Origin of the sequence: Actinokineospora diospyrosa (assembly GCF_024171925.1) — a bacterium.
In the GTDB taxonomy this organism is placed as follows: Bacteria; Actinomycetota; Actinomycetes; order Mycobacteriales; family Pseudonocardiaceae; genus Actinokineospora; species Actinokineospora diospyrosa.
Map to the genome: position 1 here is coordinate 26,022 of NZ_JAMTCO010000022.1, position 26,726 is coordinate 52,747.

General features: G+C 71.5%; 21 protein-coding genes. 12 read left to right on the forward strand and 9 right to left on the reverse strand.

Annotation, left to right across the window (positions count from 1 at the left end):
• Positions 1-413 precede the first annotated feature (413 nt).
• From LV75_RS33515 to LV75_RS33535, 5 genes are all read left to right on the forward strand, one after another.
• Positions 414-725, forward strand: coding sequence for an iron-sulfur cluster biosynthesis protein (locus tag LV75_RS33515; RefSeq protein WP_253891556.1), 312 nt, complete (start codon positions 414-416; stop codon positions 723-725).
• Between the two features lie 87 nt (positions 726-812).
• Complete coding sequence (locus LV75_RS33520) at positions 813-1,394, forward strand: hypothetical protein (protein ID WP_253891558.1); 582 nt, start codon at positions 813-815, stop codon at positions 1,392-1,394.
• 47 nt (positions 1,395-1,441) lie between these two features.
• Positions 1,442-2,842, forward strand: a complete 1,401-nt coding sequence (lpdA, locus tag LV75_RS33525) for a dihydrolipoyl dehydrogenase (RefSeq protein ID WP_253891560.1) — start codon at positions 1,442-1,444, stop codon at positions 2,840-2,842.
• Between the two features lie 121 nt (positions 2,843-2,963).
• A complete protein-coding gene (locus LV75_RS33530; protein ID WP_253891562.1) occupies positions 2,964-3,482 on the forward strand; it encodes a DUF7933 domain-containing protein in 519 nt (172 codons plus the stop codon).
• A 128-nt stretch (positions 3,483-3,610) separates the two neighbouring features.
• Complete coding sequence (locus LV75_RS33535; protein WP_253891563.1) at positions 3,611-4,081, forward strand: DUF7933 domain-containing protein; 471 nt, start codon at positions 3,611-3,613, stop codon at positions 4,079-4,081.
• Positions 4,082-4,092: 11 nt separating this feature from the next.
• On the opposite strand, the gene LV75_RS33540 is transcribed toward LV75_RS33535, so the two are convergent.
• Positions 4,093-4,260: a hypothetical protein gene (locus LV75_RS33540; RefSeq protein ID WP_253891564.1), complete on the reverse strand. Its 168-nt coding sequence runs from the start codon at positions 4,258-4,260 to the stop codon at positions 4,093-4,095.
• Between the two features lie 239 nt (positions 4,261-4,499).
• Here LV75_RS33540 and LV75_RS33545 point away from each other — a divergent pair, with 239 nt between their 5' ends.
• A complete protein-coding gene (locus LV75_RS33545; protein WP_253891565.1) occupies positions 4,500-5,168 on the forward strand; it encodes a choice-of-anchor P family protein in 669 nt (222 codons plus the stop codon).
• A 106-nt stretch (positions 5,169-5,274) separates the two neighbouring features.
• On the opposite strand, the gene LV75_RS33550 is transcribed toward LV75_RS33545, so the two are convergent.
• Positions 5,275-6,741, reverse strand: a complete 1,467-nt coding sequence (locus tag LV75_RS33550) for a glutamate synthase subunit beta (RefSeq protein WP_253891566.1) — start codon at positions 6,739-6,741, stop codon at positions 5,275-5,277.
• Positions 6,734-11,254: a glutamate synthase large subunit gene (gltB, locus tag LV75_RS33555; protein ID WP_253891567.1), complete on the reverse strand. Its 4,521-nt coding sequence runs from the start codon at positions 11,252-11,254 to the stop codon at positions 6,734-6,736. The genes LV75_RS33550 and gltB overlap by 8 nt, the downstream gene beginning before the upstream one ends.
• Positions 11,255-11,809: 555 nt before the next feature.
• Between gltB and LV75_RS33560 the strand changes: the two genes are divergently transcribed.
• Together LV75_RS33560 and LV75_RS33565 are read left to right on the forward strand one after the other, a co-directional pair.
• On the forward strand, positions 11,810-12,238 hold the full coding sequence (locus LV75_RS33560) for an FxsA family protein (RefSeq protein ID WP_253891568.1): 429 nt from the start codon (positions 11,810-11,812) through the stop codon (positions 12,236-12,238).
• 105 nt (positions 12,239-12,343) lie between these two features.
• Positions 12,344-12,883: a superoxide dismutase family protein gene (locus LV75_RS33565; RefSeq protein WP_253891569.1), complete on the forward strand. Its 540-nt coding sequence runs from the start codon at positions 12,344-12,346 to the stop codon at positions 12,881-12,883.
• 1,102 nt (positions 12,884-13,985) lie between these two features.
• On the opposite strand, the gene LV75_RS33570 is transcribed toward LV75_RS33565, so the two are convergent.
• The 5 genes from LV75_RS33570 to LV75_RS33590 all read right to left on the reverse strand — a co-directional run bounded on the left by LV75_RS33570 (position 13,986) and on the right by LV75_RS33590 (position 19,657).
• Positions 13,986-14,810, reverse strand: coding sequence for an NUDIX hydrolase (locus LV75_RS33570; RefSeq protein WP_253891570.1), 825 nt, complete (start codon positions 14,808-14,810; stop codon positions 13,986-13,988).
• A 75-nt stretch (positions 14,811-14,885) separates the two neighbouring features.
• Complete coding sequence (locus LV75_RS33575) at positions 14,886-17,384, reverse strand: DEAD/DEAH box helicase (protein ID WP_253891571.1); 2,499 nt, start codon at positions 17,382-17,384, stop codon at positions 14,886-14,888.
• A gap of 276 nt (positions 17,385-17,660) precedes the next feature.
• Complete coding sequence (locus LV75_RS33580; RefSeq protein WP_253891572.1) at positions 17,661-18,137, reverse strand: hypothetical protein; 477 nt, start codon at positions 18,135-18,137, stop codon at positions 17,661-17,663.
• Between the two features lie 225 nt (positions 18,138-18,362).
• A complete protein-coding gene (locus LV75_RS33585) occupies positions 18,363-19,211 on the reverse strand; it encodes a metallophosphoesterase family protein (RefSeq protein ID WP_372504296.1) in 849 nt (282 codons plus the stop codon).
• Positions 19,212-19,258: 47 nt separating this feature from the next.
• The gene (locus LV75_RS33590; protein ID WP_253891574.1) at positions 19,259-19,657 is read right to left on the reverse strand and encodes an ATP-binding protein; all 399 of its coding nucleotides are present in this window, start codon (positions 19,655-19,657) and stop codon (positions 19,259-19,261) included.
• Between the two features lie 179 nt (positions 19,658-19,836).
• Here LV75_RS33590 and LV75_RS33595 point away from each other — a divergent pair, with 179 nt between their 5' ends.
• Entirely contained in the window at positions 19,837-20,193 is a 357-nt protein-coding gene (locus LV75_RS33595; RefSeq protein WP_253891575.1) for an STAS domain-containing protein, read from the forward strand.
• A 204-nt stretch (positions 20,194-20,397) separates the two neighbouring features.
• Here the strand turns inward: LV75_RS33595 and LV75_RS35285 are convergent, their stop codons facing one another.
• On the reverse strand, positions 20,398-23,985 hold the full coding sequence (locus LV75_RS35285; RefSeq protein WP_308211085.1) for a SpoIIE family protein phosphatase: 3,588 nt from the start codon (positions 23,983-23,985) through the stop codon (positions 20,398-20,400).
• A 197-nt stretch (positions 23,986-24,182) separates the two neighbouring features.
• Here LV75_RS35285 and LV75_RS33615 point away from each other — a divergent pair, with 197 nt between their 5' ends.
• From LV75_RS33615 to LV75_RS33625, 3 genes are all read left to right on the forward strand, one after another.
• The gene (locus LV75_RS33615; protein ID WP_253891576.1) at positions 24,183-25,136 is read left to right on the forward strand and encodes an anti-sigma factor RsbA family regulatory protein; all 954 of its coding nucleotides are present in this window, start codon (positions 24,183-24,185) and stop codon (positions 25,134-25,136) included.
• Between the two features lie 65 nt (positions 25,137-25,201).
• Positions 25,202-25,669 carry a hypothetical protein gene (locus LV75_RS33620; RefSeq protein ID WP_253891577.1) on the forward strand — a complete coding sequence of 156 codons (468 nt, stop codon included), beginning with the start codon at positions 25,202-25,204 and terminating at the stop codon, positions 25,667-25,669.
• Complete coding sequence (locus LV75_RS33625) at positions 25,666-26,391, forward strand: GAF and ANTAR domain-containing protein (RefSeq protein ID WP_253891578.1); 726 nt, start codon at positions 25,666-25,668, stop codon at positions 26,389-26,391. Before LV75_RS33620 ends, LV75_RS33625 begins: the two co-directional genes overlap by 4 nt.
• The last annotated feature ends 335 nt before the right edge of the window (positions 26,392-26,726 follow it).

Below are 26,726 nucleotides of genomic sequence, written 5' to 3' on the forward strand. Positions count from 1 at the left end.
TCCTGCGGTCTTCGCACCGCGGTGCCCATGACGGTCTTCCTCCCGGTCCACGTCCACTCGGCCGACCCCCCGACGTCGGGGGGTCGACGCGTGGGCAGCGTTCGGCGGGGGGACGCGTCGCGGGCAGCGACCACCGCCGGTGACGGGCGGGGTCGGGCAGCACGCAGCCCCTCGCTCCACGCGAGTGCCGGGGGCGGCGACCGAACAGGTGACTGGCCGCCTGCTCGACGACTGTGCCTGGGTGTCGCCCCCCGGCGTGCTGCGGCTGCTTGCTCAACCGCTACCGGAGCACTCTAAAGATCACGCCGAAGCGGGCACAAGGCGGGTCGGGCTGTCGTCCGGCGGGCGGACACAGCCGCCCCTACGGTGGGTACGCGAGCCGCACGACAAGGTGACACGGAAAGGAGCCAGACATGCTGGCGGTGACAGAAGCGGCAGCGGACGCCATCAGCGCGTTGACCGCGCAGGACGGCATCCCGGACAGCGGTGGGCTGCGGTTCACCCTGGTGACCCCGGAGGTGGAGGGCACGCCGCTCGCGGTGGCGCTCGCCCCGGAGCCGACCGAGGGCGACCAGGTGGTGACCGCGGCGACCGGGGCACACGTGTTCCTGGAGCCCGGCGCGGCGGAACTGTTGTCCGACAAGGTGCTCGACGTGCAGGCCGACGCCGAGGGGCAGTTGAACTTCGCGGTGCTGCGCCAGGACGAGGGCGGACAGCCGGTCTGAGCACGACTGTGATCTGCGCTATCGGGTGATTGAAAGCACCTGACCCGGGTAGTCCCGAAAGGGGCGGATCGTACTCGGGAGGCAGGGATGGCACGAGGCAACCGGTTGACGATGCTCGCGGCGGCGCGGGCGCCACTGTGGCGCGGGCTGGACTACGGCCCGGCGGTGGTGGTGCTGAGCCCGTCGGCGACGCGTCCGACCGAATTGCCCGAGGCCTGGAGACCGCTGGAGCAGTCGTACCAGATCGCCTGGTGCGCGGTGCCGCCGCAGGCCGGTGGCGCAGGCTCGCTGGAGCGGGTCGAGGACGTGCTGGAAACCCTCGCCGACCGGGCCACCAGGACCCAGGTCGTGGCGCACACCGCGCTGACCGAAGTGGCCTGCCAGGTCGTGGCCGAGTTCCCGGAGATCGTGCGCGGGCTCGTGCTCGTCGGGCACAGCCGCGCGGTGGAGCCGACCGGGGTGCCGACCACCCGGATCGCCGTACTCGGTGAACCCGTCGGGCCGGGCTCGCTCGCCCGGCCCGACGTGGTCGCCGAGGTGGCCGAAGCGCTGGCCGCCCGCGAGCGGCACCTGCGGCCGTCGCGCCCGCTGGCCGCCCGCCCGCTGTCGGTCGTGGTCACCGGGGTCACCGGGGTGGACACCGTGGGTGGGATCGCCGTCGGGAGCTGAGCCCCGCGCTCGGCGGGTCCCGCGCGCGGGCGAATATCGTGGGACCCATGAGCACACACTTCGACGTCGTGGTCCTCGGCGCGGGGCCTGGCGGGTACGTCGCGGCGATCCGGGCGACCCAGCTCGGACTCAAGACGGCGATCATCGAGGAGCGCTACTGGGGCGGTGTCTGCCTCAACGTCGGCTGCATCCCCTCGAAGGCCCTCCTGCGCAACGCGGAGCTGGCGCACATCCTCCAGCACGAGACCAAGACGTTCGGCATCCGGGTCGACGGCTCGATCAGCCTCGACTACGGCGCCGCCTTCCAGCGCTCCCGCACCGTGGCCGAGGGCCGGGTCAAGGGCGTGCACTACCTGATGAAGAAGAACTCGATCACCCAGTACGCGGGTTGGGGCACCTTCCGCGACGCGGGCACCATCGACGTGGCGCTGACCGATGGCGGCACCGAGACGATCACCTTCGGCAACGCCATCATCGCCGCGGGCGCGACCACCAGGCTGCTGCCGGGCACCGCGCTCTCCGAGCGCGTGGTCACCTACGAGGAGCAGATCCTCTCGGACACGCTGCCGGAGAGCATCGTCATCGCAGGCGCGGGCGCCATCGGCGTCGAGTTCGCCTACGTGCTGCACAACTACGGCGTCAAGGTCACCATCGTCGAGTTCCTCGACCGGATGGTCCCGCTGGAGGACGAAGAGGTCTCCAAGGAACTGCTGCGCCGCTACAAGAAGCTCGGCATCGACGTGCGGGTGGGCACCAAGGTCGAGTCGATCGACGACTCGGGCGCCAAGGTGAAGGTCGAGGTGTCCAAGGGCGACACCCGCGACGTCATCGAGGCCGACAAGGTCCTGCAGGCCATCGGGTTCGCGCCGCGGGTGGAGGGCTACGGCCTGGAGAACACCGGCGTGAAGCTGACCGACCGCAAGGCCATCGAGATCGACGGCTTCTGCCGCACCTCGGTCGACAACATCTACGCCATCGGCGACGTCACCGCGAAGCTGATGCTCGCGCACGCCGCCGAGTCCATGGGCGTCATCGCCGCGGAGACCATCGCGGGCGCGGAGACCATGGAGCTCGACTACGTGATGATCCCGCGCGCGACCTACTGCCAGCCGCAGATCGCCAGCTTCGGCTACACCGAGGCGCAGGCGCGCGAGAGGGGCTACGACGTCCAGGTCGCGAAGTTCCCGTTCACCGCGAACGCCAAGGCGCACGGCCTGGGCGAGGCGGTCGGTTTCGTGAAGCTGATCAGCGACAAGACCCACGGCGAGCTGCTGGGCGGGCACCTGATCGGCCCCGAGGTCACCGAGCTGCTGCCGGAGCTGACCCTGGCGCAGCAGTGGGACCTGACCGTGCACGAGGTGGCGCGCAACGTGCACGCGCACCCGACCCTCGGCGAAGCGGTCAAGGAGGCCGTCCACGGCCTGGCCGGACACATGATCAACATGTGAGCGCGCCCCGGGTGGGTGGCCGCGGGTCACCCACCCGGGCGAACGTCCACTCTGGACCGCTGCGCGCGCGGCCCCCTGGGTACCCCGGTGGGGCTAGCCGTCGATCCGAGAGGTGGACCCCATGTTCGCACCGCGTCGCGTTCTCCTGCCCGTTGTCCTCGCCGGGGCTTGTCTGTGCTCGGCGTCGCCCGCGCAGGCGGCACCACAGCCCCGCCTCTCGGCCGCCTACAGCGTCTCGGCCTCGGCCGTGAACGCGACCAGGGCGTTGGTCTTCACCGTCTACAACTCCGACATCCTCACGACGGTCGGGTTCTCGTTCACGCTGAACCTGCCCGCGGGCATCACCCGCCCGGTCACCGCCCCGTCGAGCACCTGCACGGACACGACGGTCAGCGACACGCCGCCCGATCCCGGGGGAATCATCCCGCCCTTCCGGTCCGCGCAGGCCGACACCCTCTACATCGACGGGATCCTCTCCAACGTCGCGCTGTCCTGCACCATCACGATCCCGGTCACCGCCGCGGCGCAGGGCACTTACACGACGTGCCCCGGTGCCATCGTCGACCTGGTCGGTACGACCACACTGGACAGCTGCGCGCCGATCTACTTCGAGGAACCCTATGCGTACCGGGAGGACTGACCGCGCGGGCACGGGCGGGTGAAAACGACCACCTGTCCGGATGGGACGGCCGGTGTGGACGGCGGTGCGCGGGCGAGGGTGGGTACCACCGCCGGGAACGCCCCGTCGCCCTTCGAGAGGTGAGTTGGATGCCGAACCAGCGCCGTGTCCTGTCCGTCCTGCTCGGTGCGGCCACCGCGGCCGCGCTCGTCGCGACCGCCCAGCCAGCGCACGCGGCACCGCAGCCGGGGCTGAGCGCGGCATACAGCGCCAGGGCCGTCGCGGTCGGCAGCACCTGGTCGCTGGTGTTCACCATCACCAACGCCGACACCCCGACCACCGTCCCGTTCTCGTTCGGGGTGTCGCTGCCCGGCGGCGTGACCAGCCCGGGCGCGCCGACGACGACGTGCACCGCCACCGTCGGGGTGTCCGCGCCGGGCGAGTACGCCGTCGCCGGGGTGCTTGCCGCGGCGCAGCCCTCGTGCACCATCACCGTGCGGGTGACCTCGGCCACCGAGGCCAACTACGCGACCTGCGCCGACGACGTCAGCGACCTCGTCGGCCTCACGGCGCCGCCGCGCTGCGCCTCGATCTCCTTCGTCGCGGCGCAAGCGTCCTGACGGGACCGGGCTCAGCCCTCGGCGCGGTCGCGGACCTCGTAGGCGAGGTCGGCGTAGTCGGGGGCGGGCTCGGTCTCCTTGAGGGTGACCAGGTCCGCCGGGTCCACCCGGGCGGGCAGTTCGCCGAAGCGGGCGTGGCGCAGGAACGCGAACTCTTCTTCGGTGAACCGCTCGCTCATGCCGCCATTGTGCCGCTCAGTGGCCGCGGATGACTCCGTCCGCGTGCTCCGAACTCCGTTCGGCTCAGGCGCGCGATCGCAAACGCTAGTGCAGATGGCGGTGCGTTTTACCCGGATCGGATTCGGGTGAATCCGCACGGCCGTTCGGCTGGAACGTGCGCTGTACGGCTGCGCTTCCGGCATCCGGCGGACGATGATCCTCGTGGCCCAACCCCGGGCCTGATATCGAGGAGTTACACATGCGAAGTGTCTCCCTCCGCCGGACGACGCCCGCCGTGCTCGCCCTGGTGAGCCTCGCCGTGGTCGGGCTGGCCCAGCCCGCCGCCGCCGCGCCCCCGAACTACCGCGCCGACGCCCACGCCTCGGCGGCCGTCGTCGACACGGTGGTGACCGCCCCGGTGACCTTCGGGCGGGCCGACGTCAACTTCACCACCTCTCTGCCCGCCAACGACGCCGCCACCCTGCCCGGTGGCATCTCGGCGCCGGTGCTCGGCACCACCGGCGCGGTGGCCACCACCGCCGCCGCCCAGGACATCGGCAACACCCGGATCGCCACCGCCACGGCGGGCGTCTCCGGCGTCAGCCTGCTGGCGGGCCAGATCTCGGCCGACTACATCGGGTCGGCCGCGGGGGCGAGCATCACGCTCGGCGCACCGGTCGTCGTCACCGGCGGCACCACCACGGTGCAGAACCTGAAGATCGGCAGCCAGACCTTCAACGGCGCGCTCCCGCCCAACACCTCCGTCTCGATCGCGGGCGTGGCGGTCGTGCACCTCAACGAGCAGGTCCCGGTCGCGGGTGGCGACGGCATCAGGGTCACCCCGGTTCGCATCGAGGTGCTCGGCATCCTCGGCGCGCCGGTCGCCGAGGTGGGCATCGCGACCAGTCAGGCCACTGTGACCCCGTGACAACGGCGGCACGCGGTCACGCCTGCCTGCGGGAGGCGGTGACCCGCTGACACGGCACGGCCCCGCGAGCGCCTTTGCTCGCGGGGCCGTTGTCCGGGGGAAGCCGCTAGACCAGGGGGCGGTCGGTCGGCTCGATGGGGCGGGGCAGGACCGCGCGCCGGGTCAGGTAGGCGTCCACCCCGGCGGCGGCCGAGCGGCCCTCGGCGATGGCCCACACGATCAGCGACTGGCCGCGGCCCATGTCGCCCGCGGTGAACACGCCCTCGACCGAGGTCTGGAAGTCGCGCCCGCGCGCCACGTTGCCGCGGTCGTCGAGGTCGACGCCCAGGTCGGTCAGCAGGGCACCCTTCTCCGGGCCGACGAAGCCCATGGCCAGGGTGACCAGGTCGGCCGGGATCTCGCGCTCGGAACCCGCGACCGGGGTGAACCGGCCACCGACCAGTTCCACCTCGGCGAGCCGCAGCGCCCGGACGTTGCCGTCGGTGTCGCCGAGGAACTCCGTGGTGGAGACCGAGTACACGCGTTCGCCGCCCTCCTCGTGCGCCGAGGTCACCCGGTACAGCAGCGGGTAGGTCGGCCACGGGTTGGCCTCCGCCCGCGCCTGGGGCGGCTTGGGCATGATCTCCAACTGGGTCACCGACGCGGCGCCCTGGCGGTGCGCGGTGCCGACGCAGTCCGCGCCGGTGTCGCCGCCGCCGATGACCACCACGTGCTTGCCCGCGGCGTGGATGGGGGAGCGGTCCAGCTGCCCGGCGGCCACCTTGTTCGCGGGCGGCAGGTACTCCATCGCCTGGTGCACCCCGGCCAGCTCGCGCCCGGGGATCGGCAGGTCGCGCCACGCGGTGGCGCCACCGGCCAGCACGACCGCGTCGAACTCGGCGCGCAACCGCTCGGCGGTGATGTCGACACCCACGTCTACGCCGGTGCGGAACTCGGTGCCCTCCGCGCGCATCTGCTCCAGCCGCCGGTCGAGGCGGGCCTTCTCCATCTTGAACTCGGGGATGCCGTAGCGCAGCAACCCGCCGATGGCGTCCGCCCGCTCGAAGACCACCACGTCGTGCCCCGCGCGGCTGAGCTGCTGCGCCGCGGCGAGCCCGGCCGGGCCGGACCCGACCACCGCGACCCGCTTGCCGGTGCGGGTCGCGGGCACCTGCGGGGTGATCCACCCCTCGTCCCACGCGCGGTCGACGATCGACACCTCGACCCGCTTGATCGACACCGGGTCGTCGTTGATGCCGAGCACGCACGCCGACTCGCACGGCGCCGGGCACAGCGTGCCGGTGAACTCGGGGAAGTTGTTGGTCGCGTGCAGCCGCTCGGCCGCCCGCTGCCAGTCCTCCCGCCACACCAGGGTGTTCCACTCCGGGATCAGGTTCCCCAGCGGACAACCCTGGTGGCAGAACGGGATCCCGCAGTCCATGCAGCGCCCGGCCTGCTTCTGCCCTGCTTCTGCCCTGAACTCGGCTGTGTTGGACTCCTCATAAACCTCGCGCCAGTCCTTCAAGCGCAGGAAAACCGGCCGGTGCTGGGCGTTCTCGCGCCGGGTGGTCATAAAGCCCTTGGGGTCAGCCATGTGCGGCCTCCATGATCGCCTGGTCGATGTCGCGGCCCTCGGCCTCGGCGGCCGCGCGCGCGGCGAGCACCCGCTTGTAGTCGGTGGGCATCACCTTGGTGAACCGGCTGACCTCGTTGTCCCAGTCGGCCAGCAGCGCCCGGCCCACCGCGGAGTCGGTCTCGGTGACGTGCCGGGCGACGAACCCGCGCAGCTCGTCGCTGTCCTCGACGGTGAGCGGGTCGAGGTCGACCATCTCCGGGTTGACCCGCGCCGGGTTCAGGTCCAGCACGTAGGCGATCCCGCCGGACATGCCCGCCGCGAAGTTGCGGCCGGTCTGCCCGAGCACGACCACGCGGCCACCGGTCATGTACTCGCAGCCGTGGTCGCCGACGCCCTCGACGACGGCCAGCGCGCCGGAGTTGCGCACCGCGAACCGCTCGCCGACCTTGCCGCGCAGGAACACCTCGCCGGAGGTGGCCCCGTAGGCGATCACGTTGCCCGCGATCACGTGCTGCTCGGCGGCGAACTGCGCGTCCGGGTGCGGCCGCACCGTGATCCGGCCACCGGAGAGGCCCTTGCCGACGTAGTCGTTGCCGTCGCCGACCAGCCGCAGCGTCACACCGCGCGGCAGGAACGCGCCGAACGACTGGCCCGCGGTACCGGTGAAGGTCACGTCGATGGTGTCGTTCGGCAGGCCGTCACCGCCCCAGCGCTTGGTCACCTCGGAGCCGAGCATGGTGCCGACGGTCCGGTTGACGTTGCGCACGGGCAGTTCCAGCCGCACCTTGTCCCCCGAGGACAGCGCCCCCTCGGCGAGCTGGATCAGCGTGTTGTCCAGCGCCCGCGCCAGTCCGTGGTCCTGCGCGACGGCCTGGTGGCGCACCGCGCGCGGCTCGAGCGGCGGCACGAAGAAGATCGGCGTCAGGTCGAGCCCGGCCGCCTTCCAGTGGTCCACCGCGGCGCGGGTGTCGAGCAGCTCCGCGTGCCCGACGGCCTCCTGGATCGAGCGGAAACCCAGCGCCGCCAGGTATTCGCGCACCTCCTGGGCGATGAACTCGAAGAAGTTCACCACGTACTCGGCCTTGCCACTGAACCTGGCCCGCAGCAACGGGTTCTGCGTCGCGACGCCCACCGGGCAGGTGTCCAGGTGGCACACGCGCATCATCACGCAGCCCGACACGACCAGCGGCGCGGTCGCGAAACCGAACTCCTCAGCGCCCAGCAGCATCGCGACCATGACGTCGCGGCCGGTCTTGAGCTGCCCGTCGGTCTGCACCACGATCCGGTCGCGCAACCGGTTGGCCAGCAGCGTCTGCTGGGTCTCGGCCAGCCCGAGTTCCCACGGGCCACCGGCGTGCTTGATCGACGACAGCGGGGACGCGCCGGTGCCGCCGTCGTGCCCGGAGATCAGCACCACGTCCGCGTGCGCCTTGGAGACACCCGCGGCGACCGTGCCGACACCCACCTCGGACACCAGCTTCACGTGGATGCGGGCCGCCGGGTTGGCGTTCTTCAGGTCGTGGATGAGCTGGGCGAGGTCCTCGATGGAGTAGATGTCGTGGTGCGGCGGGGGAGAGATCAGCCCGACGCCCGGGGTGGAGTGCCGGGTCTTGGCGATCCACGGGTACACCTTCGTGCCCGGCAGTTGACCGCCCTCACCCGGCTTCGCGCCCTGCGCCATCTTGATCTGGATGTCGTCGGCGTTGACCAGGTACTCGCTGGTGACGCCGAACCGACCGGACGCCACCTGCTTGATCGCCGAGCGCCGGGCCGGGTCGTAGAGCCGGTCGGAGTCCTCGCCGCCCTCACCGGTGTTGGACTTGGCGCCCAACCGGTTCATCGCGATCGCCAGCGTCTCGTGCATCTCCTGGGAGATGGACCCGTAGGAGATGGCCCCGGTGCCGAACCGCTTGACGATCTCGCTGACCGGCTCGACCTCTTCGATCGGCACCGGCGGCCGCACGCCCTCCTTGAACGCGAACAGCCCGCGCAGCGTCTTGAGCGCCGCGGACTGGTCGTCGACCAGCCGGGTGTAGTCCTTGAAGACCTCGTAGCGCCCGGCCCGGGTGGAGTGCTGGAGCTTGAACACCGTCTCCGGGTTGAACAGGTGCGGCTCGCCCTCGCGCCGCCACTGGTAGTCCCCGCCCACGGCCAGCTCGCGGTGGTCGGCGTGCACCCCGTCGGCCGGGTAGGCCACCGCGTGCCGCTGCCGCACCTCCTCGGCCAGCACGTCGAACCCGATGCCGCCCAGGCGCGAGGTGGTGCCGGTGAAGCACGCGTCCACCACCTCGGCGCCCAACCCGAGCGCCTCGAAGATCTGCGCACCGTGGTAGGAGGCCACAGTGGACACACCCATCTTGGACATGGTCTTGCGCACGCCCTTGCCCAGCGCCTTGATCAGGTTGCGAGCAGCGGTGTGGGGGTCGATGGCAGTGCGGATGACGCCGCGCCTGGCCATGTCCTCCACGGTCGCCATCGCCAGGTACGGGTTCACCGCCGACGCGCCGTAGCCGATCAGCAGCGCCACGTGGTGCACCTCGCGCGCGTCACCGGACTCCACGACCAGGCTCACCTGGCTGCGCGTCTTCTCCCGCACCAGGTGCTGGTGCACCGCGCCGACCAGCAGCAGCGACGGGATCGGGGCGAGCTCGTCGTCCACGCCGCGGTCGGACAGGACCACGACCCTGGCGCCCGCGCGGATCTCCCGCGACACCTGGGCGCGGATCTCGTCGAGCTGCTCGCGCAGCGCGTCACCGCCGCCGTCGACGTCGAAGCGGCCGTGCACGGTGACCGACCGGAACTCCGGCAGGTCGCCGTCGTCGTCGGCGTGCGCGATCTTGGCCAGCTCGTCGTTGTCCAGCACCGGGAACGGCAGCGTGATCCGCCTGCACGACTCGGCCGTGCCCGCCAGCAGGTTCGGCTCCGCGCCGAGCTGGGTGCCCAGCGAGGTCACCAGCTCCTCGCGGATCGCGTCCAGCGGCGGGTTGGTCACCTGGGCGAAGAGCTGGCTGAAGTAGTCGAACAGCGGCCGCTGCGCGCGCGAGAGCGGGGCAAGCGGGGCGTCGTTGCCCATCGACCCGATCGGCTCGGCACCGGTGCGCGCCATCGGCTCCAGCAGGACGGTCAGCTCTTCCTCGGTGTAGCCGAACGCCTGCTGCCTGCGCACGAGCGAGGAGTGCGTGGGGACCTCGCGCGCCCGGGCGGGCAGCTGCGCCAGCGGCAGCAGGCCCTTGGCCGCCCACTCGCCGTACGGGTGCGCCGCGGCCAGCTCGCCCTTGATCTCCTCGTCGTCGACCACGCGGCCCGCGGCGGTGTCCACCAGGAACATCCGACCCGGCTCCAGGCGGCCCTTGCGCACGATCGTCGTCGGGTCGATGTCGAGCACGCCGACCTCGCTGGCCAGCACGACCAGGCCGTCCTCGGTCACCCAGTAGCGGGCCGGGCGCAGGCCGTTGCGGTCGAGCACGGCGCCGATCTGGGTGCCGTCGGTGAAGGCCACCAGCGCGGGCCCGTCCCACGGCTCCATCAGCGTCGAGTGGAACTCGTAGAACGCCCGGCGCGCCGGGTCCATCTCGGTGTGGTTCTCCCACGCCTCCGGGATCATCATCAGCACCGCGTGCGGCAGGCTGCGGCCACCCAGGTGCAGCAGTTCGAGCACCTCGTCGAAGGACGCCGAGTCGCTGGCACCGCGGGTGATGACCGGGAAGATCCGCTTGAGGTCACCGGGGATCAGGTCGCTGGCGAGCATCGACTCGCGCGCGTCCATCCAGTTCCGGTTGCCGCGCAGGGTGTTGATCTCGCCGTTGTGCGCGACGTAGCGGTACGGGTGCGCCAGCGGCCAGGACGGGAAGGTGTTGGTGGAGAACCGGGAGTGCACCAGGCCGATCGAGCTGGTCACCCGCTCGTCGGACAGGTCGGGGAAGAACGACTCGACCTGCGGCTCGGTGAGCATCCCCTTGTAGACGATCGTCCGCGAGGACAGCGAGGAGAAGTAGACGTCCACCGCGTGTTCGGCCCGCTTGCGGACGCAGAAGGCGAGGCGCTCCAGGGCAAGGCCGTCGATGCCGTCTGCCGCGGCGAGGAACAGCTGCTCGAAGTGCGGCATGACGGCCGCGGCGGAGGCACCCGCGTGCTCGCGGTTGACCGGGAGTTCGCGCCAGCCCAGCACGACAGCGCCCTCTTCGGCGGCGATCGCCTCGATGGTCGCGATGACCTCGGCGCGCGCGGTCCCCTCGGTCGGCAGGAACGCGGTACCCACCGCGTACGCGCCGGGGTCGGGCAGGGCGAACTCGGTGACAGCGCGGTAGAACGCGTCGGGCACCTGGATCAGGATCCCGGCCCCGTCGCCGGTGTCGGGCTCGGCGCCACGGGCGCCGCGGTGTTCGAGGTTGCGCAGGGCGACGAGTGCTTTGGCGACGATGCCATGGTCTCGGCGGCCCGCGAGGTCGGCCACGAAGGCGACCCCGCAAGCGTCGTGCTCGTACTGCTCGTCGTAGAGACCACCCTGCAGGCGGTCTTGGCGGGTCGACATGACTAGCGGCCCTCCCAGTGCTCTGGATGCGCGCACACGGGCGTGCTTCGCGGGCGGCTGGGCGGGCAGGGGCGCACGACACCAGCCGCGCGTTGGGCCCGGTGCCGCGCCTCGAAACGGTGCGGCGGTGAGTACAGCTTCGCCCGGGCTCGGGCGGTGGGCGCACCTCGTCGTGCGGGGGGTGTGACAGCGCTGGGCTGTCGCGGCGGTCCTGGTGCCGTCGGCGGTGACGGCGCGGTTACCGCGGGGAGTGGCAGCGCACCTCGTCGTGCGGCCGGTCGTGGCTTTCGGTCGATTCTCCGGTGCGGAGTCGGGCCGTCACCCACGCGTGGTGCTTTCCCGGGGTCATCCGGGGGTTCTCATGACAATAGTGTGAACTCGGCGTATCCGGGATAGGCCAAGCGGACCTCGTGGTGAACACCACGTGGTCTTGACCGGGCTTGGCCGTTCGACACGCGCGCTGAGCTGCGCGGATGCCTCGCGGGAGCATTCCCGGCCGTTGGTGCGTTAGTAGGGTAATCCAGTGAAATACCCGCCCCGTCGAGGAGTCCTCCAGTGCCCGTCCTGTTGATCGTCCTGCTGGCAGTGGCCGCCGAGATCACCGTGATGGTCTCGGTCGGCAGCCTCATCGGGGTGCTGCCGACCATTGGCCTGCTCATCGCCGCCACCGTGCTCGGTGGTGTGCTGCTCCGGAGGGAGGGCACCCGCACCCTCGCCGCGCTGCGCGAGGCCGTGTTCCTGCGCCGCACCCCGGAGCGCGAGGTCGTCGACGGCATGCTCATCGCGGGCGCGGGCGTGCTGGTGCTGCTGCCCGGGTTCATCAGCGACGTGCTGGCCCTGCTGTTGCTGCTGCCGCCGACCAGGGCCCTGCTGCGCAACCGGATCATCCGCCGCGCCGAGCGCTCCCGGTCGGTGATCGTGGTCGACTCGGTTGTGGTGGACCCGGAGCCGCCGACTGTGATCCAGGGCACTGTCGAGCGCTGAACCGCGCGGGGGATCGTGGGAGGTTTAGACCAATCCTTCACCCTATGAGGTGATCCCCTTGCCGGCTGGCGCGAGGTCGCGGCCGGCAACGGTCAGGATCGGGCCATGCGAACCCTACTGAGCGTGGCCGCCGCTCTGGTGATGACGGCCGCCGCCGTGGTCCCCGCCTCCGCCACCGGGCACGGTGTGTTCGAGACCTGGCGGGCAGGCGCCAAGGCGGTCACCTACGACACCCAGAAGGTCCCGGTCGGCGCCCGCGTCGCGGTCATGCCGATCGCGTCCGGGCGCAAGACCAGCGTGGTGCTGTGGGTGCACGGCCTGCTGCCCTACCGCCACTACGGCGCCCACGTGCACGTCAAGCCCTGCGGCCCCGCCCCGGCCGACGCGGGCCCCCACTTCCAGGACACCCCCGACCCCGTCGTCCCCTCCGTCGACCCCGCCTACGCCAACCCCCGCAACGAGATCTGGCTCGACTTCGCCACCGACGACAAGGGCTCGGCCATAGCCGTCGCCAACGTCCTCTGGCGCTTCGGCCCCCGCCCCGCCGCCGCAGTCGTCATCCACGACACCCACACCCACACCGGCCCCGGCGAAGCAGGCACCGCAGGCCCCCGCCTGGCCTGCGTCAACGCCCGCTTCCCCTAACCCCCTCCCGTTCGGGATGACGGTACGAGGGCCGGACACGCGGAACACGGCCGCCGCGTGTCCGGCCCTCGTGCATTCCCTTTGGTCGAGCCCCGGGTGGAGACGCTGAAGAACCTGGCACTCCCAGCCCTTTCGGCCCGGGCTGCTTGAGCAATCGCTGGACTGCGGGAAGCTGCGGTGCCAGTTTCCCGTTGGGTCCGGGCCCGGCCAACCTGGTCGACCATTCGGCTGTAGGAAGTAGCTGGCGCCACCCCAGCCTCCGTCAGGTCCGCCCCAACCCACCTGCTCACACCCCGGACACTCGGAACGGCCGGTGCCATCCCAGCCCGCTCTCGGCTGCCCTGCCAACCCAGCGCCTGGACAGTCGGACCCTGCGGTGCCAACCTGCCCCCCGTCAGGTCCGCCCCAGCCCACCGTCCCAGCCCCGCGCAGTCGGAGTCGCTGGTGCCAAGCCGGCTCGATGGGGCGGACTTGTTTTGCGTGGGGGGACAACACCCGTAGCGTTTCCGCGCGGCAGGGCCTGCTTTTGGGCCCCTGCTTTGCGGTTCTGCCACGGGTGTTGTAGGGGCCCCGCGCAAAACAAGTTCGCCCCATCGAGCTCTTCGCATTGTCGCGGATCTCCGCCGATGTTGCCGCCAGGCGACGAGGCGTCCAACGGAGCCGAAGGCGGAGGCCCGAATCCCTTGCCCCGCACCCCCAACCACGGCCTACGCCAAGATCAACCTGATCGAAAGCCCCCAAATACACAGCTTACCGAGACGCACCGACAAACCGGGAGCGCCGAACAACGCCCTGTGGACAACAGAAGACGTTGTGGACAAACAACTACCCCCGCCGCGTGCCCAACAAGATCATCTGCACCAAGAGCCCCCGATATACAGCCTACCGAGGGAGACCGACAAACCGGGAGCAGCAAGCAAAGGCTGTGGACAGCAGAAGACGTTGTGGACAACCGCAAGCAGCGCGTAACCCACAAGCAGCACGCAACCCGCACGCAGCACGCATCTCACACGCAGCGCGCATCCCACGCGTGGCGATCAACCCACCCCGCAAGCGCCAGCAAAACCTCAATCCGCCAGCACCCTCAATCCGCCAGCAAACCTCAATCCGGCAACAGATCCTGCAACCACCCAGGCCCGATGTAATCCGCTCCCACCGCAGTACACCGCGACCGCAACTCCCGATCCGCGGTCACCACCAAGCACCCGGGGTTTCCTCGGGCGACTTCCACGATCTTGTCGTCCCCGTTGTGCTGAGCGGAAACGACCTCCACCCCCGGTACCGGTTTCGTTCGCCGCGCCTGGCCCTCGACCACCAGCACGATCTCCGGGTATCCGACGTCGAACGGCTCGAGCCCTGGGAATCCTTCGGCCGCGGCCAACCGATCCCGCAGTCGCGCAGCCGCTCCGGCGCGGTCGCGCCACCAGCCGTCCGGGCGGGAGCCCATTACGTTCGCGCAGTCGACGACCAGGACGCGGGGTTGTAGGCATTCCCGCAGCCGCTCCCAGTTCGCCGCGAAGGGGCCGAACAGCGGGAGGTCGGTGACCTCGTCCACCGGTACCCACGCCACCCCGGCGGTCTCCACCGACGCGGGCTCCACCGCGAACCGCGACTCCGCCGACGCGATCACCGTCTCGTAGGTCCAGCCGCCGTGGTCTTCGATGATCACGCCGAACGGGGAGACCAGTGCGGGGTCGAGCGTGCTCTCCTCGCCCGCCTCCCGCAGTGCCGCCGTGATCGTGTCCTCGTCGCTGTCGCGCGCGCCGCCGAACATCCCCCAGGTGCCGCTGCCGCTGATGCCGCCGCCGCGCTCCTGCAGCAGCACATGGCCCTCGGCGACCGGCAACAAGCCCGCCGCGCCGTAGTGGCCCCAGTGTTCGTGTCCGAGTCCGCACAGGACCATCCGGTCCCCGTCGCCCCTGGTCATGTGGCTCCTTCCTGTCGCGGGCACCCTATGGGAGGCCGCCCGCGATCGGCGGTCGACGCACCGGGGCCGATCGGGCTACAGCTCGCCGACCTCGGTGATGTGCACGACGGCGGTGCCCGCCTCGTCGGAGGCGGCGAGGTCGATCTCGGCGGTGAAGCCCCAGTCGTGGTCGCCTGCGGGGTCCTCGAAGATCTGGCGGATCAGCCAGCGCTCCGGTTCCTGCTCGATGATCAGCAGGGCCGGGCCCCTGGCGTCCGGGCCGACGCCGATCTGGCTGTGCAGGTCGAAGTACGGGTCCAGGGCGTCGGCCCAGGCGTCGGCGTCCCAGCCGCTGTCGGCGTCCAGGGCGCCGAGGGCGGTGTAGTCGCGGCGGGCGGCCAGTTGGACGCGCTGGAACAGGGCGTTGCGCACCAGCACCCGGAACGCGCGCGGGTTCGTGGTGACCGCGGGCGGTGCCTTGTCGACCGGGGCCTCGTCGCCGTCGGTGGGGTTGGTGAGCTTCTCCCACTCGTCGATCAGGCTGGAGTCGACCTGGCGGACGACCTCGCCGAGCCACTCGATGAGGTCGGCGACCTCCTCGGTCTTGGCCTCGTCGGGCACCGTCTGGCGGACCGCGCGGAAGGCGTCGGCGAGGTAGCGCAGCACCAGGCCCTCCGAGCGGGCCAGCGCGTAGAACGACACGTACTCGGTGAAGGTCATCGCCCGCTCGTACATGTCCCGCACGACCGACTTCGGCGACAGCTGGTGGTCGCCGACCCACGGGTGCCCGCGCCGGTAGGTCTCGAACATCGGGCCGAGCAGCTCCGCGAGCGGCTTCGGGTGGGTGACCGCCTCCAGCAGCTCCATCCGCTGGTCGTACTCGATGCCCTCGGCCTTCATCGCCTGCACGGCCTCGCCGCGCGCCTTGTGCGCCTGCGCGGAGAGCACCTGCCTCGGGTCGTCCAATGTGGACTCCACAATGGACAGCACGTCCAGCGGGTAGGACGGCGACTCCCGGTCGAGCAGCTCGACCGCGGCCAGCGCGAAGGGCGACAGCGGCTGGTTGAGCGCGAAGTCGAACTGCAGGTCCACCGTCAGCCGCACCCGGCGGCCCTGCTCGTCGGGCTCGTCGAGCTTCTCCACCACGCCGGATTCCAGCAGACCGCGGTAGATCGCGATCGCCCGGCGGATGTGGCGGCGCTGCGCGGGCCGGTCCTCGTGGTTGTCCTCCAGCAGGTGGCGCATCGCGGCGAACGCGTCACCGGGGCGGCCGATCACGTTGAGCAGCATCGAGTGGCTGACCTGGAAGCTGGAGGTCAGCGGCTCCGGCTCGGCGTCGCGCAGCCGCTCGAAGGTCGGCTGCCCCCAGGACACCATCCCCTCCGGCGGCTTCTTGCGCACGAACTTGCGCCGCTTCTTCGGGTCGTCGCCCAGCTTCGCCAGCGACTTCTCGTTCTCGATCACGTGCTCGGGCGCCTGCACCAGCACCGTGCCCAGCGTGTCGTAGCCCGCTCGCCCCGCCCGGCCCGCGATCTGGTGGAACTCGCGCGCCTTGAGGATGCGGGTGCGCACCCCGTCGTACTTCGACAGCGCGGTGAACACGACCGTGCGGATCGGCACGTTGATCCCGACGCCCAGGGTGTCGGTGCCGCACACGATCTTCATCAGGCCCGCCTGGGCCAGCCGCTCCACCAGCCGCCGGTACTTGGGCAGCATGCCGGCGTGGTGCACGCCGATGCCGTGGCGCACCAGCCGCGACAGCGTCTTGCCGAACCCGGAGGAGAACCGGAAGTCGCCGATCAGCGCGGCGATGCGGTCCTTCTCCTCGCGGGTGCACACGTTGATGCTCATCAGCGCCTGCGCCCGCTCCAGCGCCGCGGCCTGGGTGAAGTGCACGACGTACACCGGCGCCTGGTTGGTGCTGAGCAGCTCCTCCAGCGCCTCGGTCAGCGGCGTCATGCCGAAGGTGTAGAGCAGCGGGACCGGCCGCTGCGCCGAGGTCACCACCGCGGTGTCGCGGCCGGTGCGCCTGGTCAGGTCGTCCTTGAACCGGGCGACATCACCGAGGGTCGCCGACATCAGCACGAACTGCGCCTTCGGCAGCTCGATCAGCGGGATCTGCCACGCCCAGCCCCGGTCCGGCTCGGCGTAGAAGTGGAACTCATCCATCACGACCTGGCCCACATCGGCCTCGGCGCCGTCGCGCAGCGCGATGTTGGCCAGGATCTCCGCGGTGCAGCAGATGATCGGCGCGCCGCCGTTGACGCTGGAGTCGCCGGTCATCATGCCGACGTTCTCCGCGCCGAAGGTGTCGCACAGCGCGAAGAACTTCTCCGACACCAGCGCCTTGATCGGCGCGGTGTAGAACGTGCGCCGCCCGTGCGCCATGGCGGTGAAGTGCGCGCCCGTCGCCACCAGGCTCTTGCCCGACCCGGTCGGGGTGCTGAGGATGACGTTGGCGCCGGACACGATCTCCATCAACGCCTCCTCCTGGGCCGGGTACAGGGCCAGGCCCTGATCGGCCGCCCAGGAGGCGAACGCGTCGAACAGGGTGTCCGGGTCGGGGGAGGCGGGCAGCCGCGCGGTGAGCGTCATGGTGTGTCGATCGTGCCAGTTCGCCCCGGTGGGGGTGCGGTGCGGGGGAGTGCCCGCCCGGGCCGGGTGCGGTGTGGAGCGCGCCGCGACACCCACACCGGCAGGGGACGGTGCGGGTGTCGCGGCGCGGGGGTGGGCGAGCCGCCGCGCGACGCTTGCGCGTCGCAGGGGGTGCGCGGCGGCTCGCCGGTGGTCAGGGGTGGCGCCGCGGCCCCGGTCGCCCGCCGAGCCGGGGACGGCTCCGGGCGGGGACGAGGGGGCTGGTGCCGGGTGGGATCAGAACCGGTGTCCGTAGAGGACGCTGCGGACCGCGCCCACCACGGAGGTGAACAGCGGGAGGCTGGGGTGCTCGACGTCCGGGGCGGTCGCCCAGAACACGACCGAGCGGTCGGTGTGCGCGGTCGGGAGCAGCACGCGGGCGCGCACCGGCTCGACACCGGGCGGCAACGGCCTGCGGTGGTGCTCGTCGGGGATGGGCTGGGTGAGGAAGGTCCACTCGGTCCGCTTGCCGGGCACCGCGAGCACCGGGCCCGCCAGCATCCGCAGGCGCAGCCACCACTGCACCTCGGCACCGAGCCCGGCCCGCATGCGCAGGCCGCCGACCTGTTCCGAGCCCAGGTCGAGGTAGGCGTTCAACGCGTCCCCGTCCACCGGCCAACCCAGTTTCGTCCGGTAGTCCGGCACGTCGAACGCGGGCGCCGTGTCGACGCCCCCTTCCAACGCGCGCAGGTCGGACAGTTCCGCCGCGGTCATGGCGAGCCACCTTTCGCCGTCGGCGTCCGGAGTGCCCGTTTCCTGGCCTGGTTGCCCGGCCGTCGACTGTCGTTCATCAATATGGGTGACCGAATCCGGCGACACTCATCCCAACCAGGCATAACCCCGGGGTGATACCGGCCACACGGCAAGTGTCTATTCGCAGGTCAGGGCCCAAGTGGCGACGAAGTCACCGGCTAGCGCGGGAAATGGGAACGTTCGGCCCTAGACGCGCTCGTGCGCGCTCAGGACCTTTCGGAGCAACCCGTGCGGGTGCCCGTGCCTGCGCCACTCCCTCGGGTAGCCCAGCGACACCTCCTGGAACCGCACCCCGTCGTAGTGCGTGATCCGCGGGATGTGCAGGTGGCCGTAGACCATCACCGCGGTGGGGAAGCGGGTGTGCCAGTCCGCGGTCAGCTCGGTGCCGCACCACTGGGCGAACTCGGGGTAGCGCAGCACCCGGGTGGGCTCGCGCACCAGCGGGTAGTGGTTGATCAGCACGAACGGCGTGGCCGGGTCGGCGGCAGCGGTCAACCGGGCCTCGGTCTCGGCGACCCTGGCGCGGCACCAGTCGTCGCGGCTGGGGTACGGGTCCGGGTGCAGGTAGTACTCGTCGGTGCAGACGACACCGCTGGCGTGCGCGATCTTCAGCGCCGCCGCCTTGTCGTCCGCGCCCTCCGGTCGGAACGTGTAGTCGTAGCCGAGGAACAGCGGCGCGACCCGCACCGGGCCGTCCTCGCCCGCCCACAGCGGGTACTCGTCCTCCGGGGTGAGCACCCCGATCTCGCGGCACATGGCCACGAACGCCTCGTACCGCTCGACACCGCGGGCCTGCACGGCGTCGGCGGGCATCGTCCACAGCTCGTGGTTGCCCGGCGTCCACACCACCTTGGCGAAGCGGCCCGCCAGCAGTTCCAGCGCCCACCGCACGTCGGCGACCTGCTCGGCCACGTCGCCAGCGACGATCAGCCAGTCGTCGGCGGACTCGGGGTGCAGTTCGCGCACGATCTCGCGGTTCTCCGCGTACGAGATGTGCAGGTCGCTGATCGCCAGGAGGGTGCCCACGCGGTCGATCTTCCCACCAACCCGGCCCGGGGTGGGGGAGATGAGCGTCTCCGGGCTCAGCCCTGGCGCAGCTTGCGCACGGTGATGTGCACCGGTGGCCGGACACCCTCACCGAGGCCGGTCTCCACCGAGTCGGCCAGCGTGCGCAGCACGTGCCAGCCGAAGGTGTCGGTCGCGGGGGCGGTGCCCGCGTGCGAGCGGGTGCTCGCGCTGAACCGCACCCCGGCAGGCTCGCGGCTGAACCGGCAGTCCAGCTCCGCGCCCGGCGCGGCGAGCACGATCAGCTGCGAACAGGCCTCGTCCACCGCCAACCGCAGGTCGTCGATCTCGTCGACGGTGAAGTCCGCGCCCATCGCCACCGCCGCGGCGACCGCGCGCACGATCGGCAGGTTCGCCAGGTCCGCGCGCAACCGCAGTTCGACATCGGCCACCTGGTCTGCGGTGGGGTCGCTCACCTGCTGCTCCTCGGGGTCACCTGCCGCGACGCCGCCGGTGCGGCGCCGCCGGTGGGGGCCCGGCTTCCCGCTCGGGCTGGGACGGCTCGATCCGACGGAGCAGAACCTACTAGGCTGGTCGCCGAGGCGGTTGAGCAGCCAGCCGCCCTGCTGTCGTGTCCAACCCCGGAAGGGCTGCCATGAGTACGTCGGACCTGCTGACCGCCGAGTTCGCCGACCGCGACGACGCCGTGCTGCTGCACGTCCGCGGCGAGATCGACATGGGCACCGCGCCGGTGCTGCGCGACCACCTGGAGGCCGCGGTCACCCGGGGCGCGGGCGACACGCCCGTGCTGCTCGACCTGACCAGGGTCGGCTTCCTCGCCTCCGCAGGCCTCGCCCTACTGGTCGAGTACCACACCCGCTGCCGCGACGCGGCCCGCCCTCTACGAATCCTCACCGACGGCGGCGCCGTGCTGCGCGCCATCCAGGTCAGCTCGCTGGACAACGTGCTCGAGGTCCACGGCTCGGTCGAGGACGCGCTCGCGGACAAGTGATCCAGCCGCGCTCGCGGACAAGTGATCCAGTCGCGCTCGCGGACAAGTGATCCAGTCGCGCTCGCGGGCTACGACACGGTCTTACTGGCGGACACATGTGGGTCGCGCGTGTAGTCGAGTTGGCGGGTAAACCGTGCGGTCGGCCTGGGGGAGGCTGATCAAGCGGCGGTCGCGGGTGGTGGTCCGGGCGCTAGGGATCGCGGTTCAGCTGGGGTGTCGGTAAAGCAGGACCGCGACGTCGTCGTCGTGGCCGCCGGTGGGGAGGAGTTCGACCAGCAGTTTGTCGGCGATGTCGCTGGGTGCCAGGTCCCGGGCGATCCGCAGTGCCTGCTCGGCCCGCGCCATCCCGTCGTCCAGGGTCTCCCCGCGTCGTTCGACCAGGCCGTCGGTGTAGAGGAGCACGGTGCTGCCCGGTTCCAGCCGGGTCCGCGCCTGCCTGCGCGGTGTCGGGCTCGGCACCGCCAAGGGCACCGAGGTGCCCTGGTCCAGCACCGTCGCACGGCCGCCGGTGTCCATGATGATCGCGGGCGGGTGGCCCGCGCTGCTGTAGACCAGTTCGCCGCCGCGGTCGTCGATGACCGCGCAGAACAGGGTCGTGCAGATCGCGCCGGGTAGCAGTTCGGCGAAGTCGTCCAGCGCGGTCAACATGTCCGCGGGGCCGATCGCGCGCAGCAGCAGGGCGCGGCAGGCGCTGCGCAGCTGACCCATCACCGACGCCGCGGCCAGGCCGCGGCCCACGCAGTCGCCCACCACCACGGCGACCCGGTGCTCGTCGAGGGTCACCACGTCGTACCAGTCGCCGCCGACCTCCAGCGGGCTGACCGCGGGTTCGTAGCGGACGGCGAACCCGTCGGGCAGGTTCGTCGGGCCCAGGATGGAGCGCTGCAGGGTCTCGGCGACGGTGCGCAGCGCGTCGTAGGAGCGGGCCCGGCTCAACGCCACGCCGAGCTGCCCGCACAGCGCGCCGAACAGGTAGCGGTCCACCTCCGGCAGCGGCCGCGGCCCGGGGAAGGCCAGCCACACCGCGGTCGGCGGCGCGGAGGTGTCCAGCGGCCCCGCGATCCCGGTGGCTGCCCCGTGCTCGTCGGTGACGACCTGCGCCAACCTGCTGGCACGGGCGCGTTCCAGCGCGGAGCGCACCGGCTCGGGCAGCGCGGCCCAGGTCGTGGACCGCTCGTCGCCGAGCACCTCGGGCGCGTCGGTGCCCAACGGGTCCCGCGGCCAGCCGACGACCACCGCGGGACCGGCCTGCCAGGCCGACCCCAGCAGGCGGCCCGCCACGTCGAGCACCTGCCCCACCCCGGTCGCGTCGGCCAGCGCGGTGGCGAGCCCGGCCTGCGCCTGGTCGCGTTCCGCGGCGCGCACGTCCTCGGTGACCTCGCGGACCGTGCCCACGTAGACCCGCCCGTCGCCCGCGGGGCCGGGCACCCGGTTCATCGCCAGCGCGATCCAGATCTCGGTGCCGTCGGGGCGGCGCGCGGGCTGCACGTAGCGGCCGCCGTCGCCTGCCAGCGTCTCCGCCAGCAGCCGGTCCCGGGTGGCGCGCGCCCCCGGGTCGGTCGACCACCACGGGTACGGCGGCCGGTAGGGCAGTCCCTCGGCGCCCCAGCCGAGGATGGTCCCGCACGCGGCGTTCATCTCGAGCACCGTGCCGTCCGCGTCGACGGTGAAGAACCCGTCGTCGAGGGCGTCGACCAGCGCCGCCCGCCACGCCGCCTGCTGGGTGCGCGCCATGGCCAATTCCAGCGTCGAGCGGACCCGGGCGAGCAGTTCCGGTGAGGAGAACGGTTTGACCAGGTAGTCGTCGGCACCCGCGGTGAGGCCCTCGATCGCGGCCTCCTCGCCTGCGCGCGCGGAGAGCAGGATGACCGGGATCTGCTCGGTCGCCGGGTCACCGCGCAGCGCGGCGAGCAGCCCGAACCCGTCCAGGCCGGGCATCGCGACATCGCTGAGCACCAGGTCCGGCCGCCGCTCGCGGACCGCGGCGAGGGCCTGTTCGCCGTTGGCCGCCACGACGACGGCCCAGTGCGCGCCGAGCAGCCGGGCCAGGAACCCGCGCAGGTCGGCGTTGTCCTCCACCACCAGCACGGTCGCCCCCGCGGTTCGACCCGCTGGCACGCGCCCGGTGGGGTCGGGGTCGATCTCGGCGCGGTCGGTCCAGCCGTACGCCTCGTCGAGATAGGTGTCTTCGAGGTAAGAATCCACAGTGGACTCGGGGGCGGGGTGGTCGTCGCCGGGGGTACCCGTGCCGTGGGGGAGGGTGACGGTGAAGGTCGTGCCCGCGCCGGGGGTGCTGCGCACGGTGATCGCGCCGTCGTGCAGGGTGACCAGTTGCCGCACCAGGGCCAAGCCGATGCCGGTGCCCTCCTGGCTGCGCCCGCCCGCGCCGCGCACGCGGTGGAACCGGCGGAACACCAGTGGTAATTGGTCGGCGGGGATGCCGAGGCCGGTGTCGGACACCGAGATCTCGACCCGCCCGTCCGGCGCCGGGCAGACCGCCACGGTGATCTGGCCGGACAAGGTGAACTTCACCGCGTTCGACAGCAGGTTGAGCAGGATCCGCTGCCACATCTCGCGGTCCAGGTGGACCTCGCTGGCCAGCGGCGGGCAATCCAGCCGCAGGCGCAGACCGGCGCGCCGCACCGCGGGCTCGAAGGAGCGCGCGATCGCCGTGGTGAACGCGCTCAGGTCGGTGCCGACCCGTTCCGCGCGCAACGCGCCGCTCTCGATGCGGGTGAAGTCCAGGATGTTGTCGACCATCCGGCGCAACCGGGCGGCGTTGCGGCGGATCAGTTCCAGCCGGTCGCGCTGCCGGGGTCGCGGCGGGTCGTCCACATCGGCCAGCGCGTCCTCGGCGGGTCCGGCGATCAGCGTCAGCGGGGTGCGCAACTCGTGGCTGATGTTGGCGAACAGCTCGGTCCGCGCCCGGTCCAGCTCCGCGAGCGCCTCGGCCCGCAGCCGCTCCTGCTCCTGGGCCACCGCGCTGGCGAGCACCGCGGACGTGGTCGCCGCCACCAGGTCCAGGAAGTCCCGGTAGGCGCCGTTGACCTCCAGCATCGGGTTGACCCGCACCACCATCACCCCGGCGGCGGAACTGGCCGACAGCAGCGGAAGCGTCAGCACCCCCGGCTCCAGCCAAGCGGCGGCACCGGTGTCGGCGACCGCACGCAGCGCCGGGTCCCCGCCGTCGTGGCCCAGCATCCGGATCGACACCTCGGGCAGGTCGTCGCGGTTGCCCGCCAGCACCCGCGCCGCCACCTCGCCGATCCGCTCGACCTCGGTCAGCCCCGCCAGCGCCGTACCCAGCTCGCCCAACGTGCGCATCCGGCGCTCGCCGAGCACCCGCCCGGTCGTCTCGGTCACCAGGCACAGCACGCCGCCGACCGCCCCGGAGTCCAGCACCACCGGGTCGTAGGACAGGTCGAAGTAGGTCTGCTCGAGGAACCCGCGCCGGGCGATGGGGAACGGGTGGTCCTTGGCCCAGAACGACTCCCCGGTGCGCACCACCCGCTCCAGCAGCGGGTCGAGCACCTCCCACAGCTCGCCCCAGTTCTCCCGCGCCGGTCTGCCCAGCGCGCGCGGGTGCTTGTCGCCGATGGTCGGGGCGTAGGCGTCGTTGTAGAGCGCGACCCGCCGCGGACCCCAGAAGGTCACCATCTGCTGGCTGGAGGACAACATGGTGCGCACCACCGCGCGCAGCTGCGGGTCCCACCCCGACCGCGGTCCCAGTGGCGTCGTGGCCCAGTCCACCGCGGTCATCAGCTCGCGCAGCCCACCCGCCCGCTCGACCACTTCCCCGCCCCTCCTGCTCCGTGTCGGTCCACGACAGTAGCCGCAGACCGGCGGGTGCGCCGATGGCGAAGTCGGGCGTTAAGCCGGGCGACCCCGGCACGCGTAGATTGATGACCACCAGACTGACCCACCGGGTCGACCGCGGTGCCGGACGACGGCGCAGGCGTGTGGTGACGAACGTGGGAAGGGGCCCGACGGTGGATGGCGTTACGGGCCTGGGGGCGGACCCCGTGGCCATCGGCGCCGCGCACACCGCCCTGCTCTACCGCGGCGCCGTGGAGTACTTGGCCGCCGTGCTGCCGTTCGTGCGCGCGGGGGTGGCCGCCGGGGACGCGGTGATCGTCGCCGCACCCGCAGCGAACCTGGCGATGCTGCGCGAGGAGTCCGCCGCCGAAGGCTTCGCCGCCGACGTCCGCTGGTTGGACATGGCCGAGGTCGGGGGCAACCCGGGTCGGATCGTGCCCGCCGTGCTGCACCCGGTGCTCGACCGGGCCGCCCGCGTGGTCACCGAGGTCGTCTGGCCCAAGCGGCCCTGGGCGCAGTACGCGTCCTGCGTGCGGCACGAGGCACTGGCCAACCGGCTGCTCGACGGCCGCGAGTTGCGCCTGCTGTGCCCCTACGACGCGGCCGCCCTCGACGACTCCGTGCTCGCCGACGCGCTGGCCACCCACCCCGGCGTCCTCGACCGCGGCGGCTACCGGGCCAGCACCGACTACGCCCCCGAGGCCGCGCTCGCGAGCCACGGCGCGCCCTTGATCGAGCCGGTGCGGGCGGAGAGCCTGCTGGTCGGCATCGGCGAGTTGGGCGCGGCCAGGGCGCTGGTGTCCGCCCGGGCCCGCGCGCACGGCCTGGCCGAGCAACGGGTCGGTGACGCGGCGCTGGTGGTCACCGAACTGGTCACCAACAGCATCGAGCACGGCGGCGGCGAAGCCACCCTGAGCGTGTGGTCCGCAGACGGGGAGCTGGTGTTCCAGGTCCGCGACGGCGGCAAGCTCGCCGACCCCCTCGCAGGCCTGCGCCCGGCCCCCATCGACCAGGCCCACGGTCGGGGGTTGTTGCTGGTGCAGACCCTCGCCGACCTGGTCACCATTCACTCGGCGGGGGACGGAACCGTCGTCCGCGCACATTTCACCCGGTCTTCGGGCGCTTGATCCCGGGGCGGACCGGGTAAGTCCTCGGCAGGACAGCCCGAACCGCGACCAGGAGGGCAGTGGAGATGACCGAGCATCCCCGCGGCGTGGCCCGCAGGCTCGTCGCCGTGACCCGCGGCGGCGAACTGGACCCGAGCACCCGTTCCGGCGCGCTGGACGTGCTCGCCGGTGACGACCACCGCGACCGCCTCGCCGCGGTGCTGCGCGAACTGGTGATCGCCACCGCCGACATGATGTTGTGCCGCGCCGAGTCGACCGGCCCGGACAAGGCGTTCGTGCTCGACCTGCGCGACGACAGCGGCGGCCCGGTGGACGTGGACACCCTGGACCCGCCGGTGCGCGCGCTGGTGCGGGCCCTGCTGGCGCAGCTCAACAGCAGCCCGCAGGACCTGGACCTGCAACTGGACCTCGCCATGCACGACGACCCCCGGTTCGACCCGGTGGACATCCTGGTGCTGGCCCTGCTGTGGACGGTCGGCTCCATCGAGTGGTGCGAACAGCACGACGCCCCGACCCCCGGCTGGTTGGCATGAGCGGTGTGGTCACCCTGGCCCAGGAATTGGCCGAGATGACCAGGCTGGTGGCGGGCGACGACATCGCCTCCGCCCTGGACCGCTTCACCTCCCGGGCCAAGAGCACCGTCCCCGGCTGCGCCCACGCCGCCCTCACCGTCCGAACCCACCGCGGCGACCTGGAAACCATAGGCGCGCACCCCCTGGATCTCCTCCAACCGGGCCCCGTCACCGAAACCCTCACCCACCACGAACCCCGCCGCTTGGACGACGCCGCCGCAGACAAGCGCTGGCCAACCTTCTCCAGTCAACTCCTACTGGCGAACATGCGCGGCTGCCTCTCATTGCCCGTGCCAACGGCCGAACGCGGTCAGGCGGCCCTCAGCTTGTTCACCCGCGAAGCCAACACCTTCGACGACCTGTCGTTCGACCTGGTGATGCTGCTGACGCTGAACGCGGGCGTGGTCTTCGACAACGTAAGCCTGTACGACGACAGTTCCCGCTTGGTCGAGCAACTCCGAACGGCGCTGTCCGCGCGGACGACGATCGGGCAAGCGCAAGGGTTGTTGATGCACCACTTCGGCTACGGCGTGGACGCGGCGTTCGAGGCGTTGACGGGGGCTTCGCAGGTGAGCAACCGGAAGCTACGGGACGTTGCTGCTGCGTTGGTGCGCGCGCATGAGGGGAACGGGTTCGAGGACGCGGTACGGGCGTTTCGGTTGTCTGCGCCGGATTTGGTGTGAGGGCGCTGTTGCCGAGCCTTGAGTGACCACGGTTGTGTTTGTCCACAACGTGTCTTGTTGTCCACAGGCTGCTGGTCGATGCTCCCGTTCTGTCGGTGCTGATCGGTAGGCTGTGTATCGGGGGCTCTTGTGGCGGATGATCTTGTTGGGCGCGTTCTGCGCTAGTTGTTTGTCCACAACGTCTTCTGTTGTCCACAGGGCGCTGTTCGCTGCTCCCGTTGTGTCGGTGGTGCGCGGTAAGCTGTGTATTTGGGGGCTTTCGATCAGGTTGATCTTGAGGTAGGCCGTGGTTGGGAGTGCGTCGCAAGGGATTCGGTGCCTTCGGGTCGGCTCGC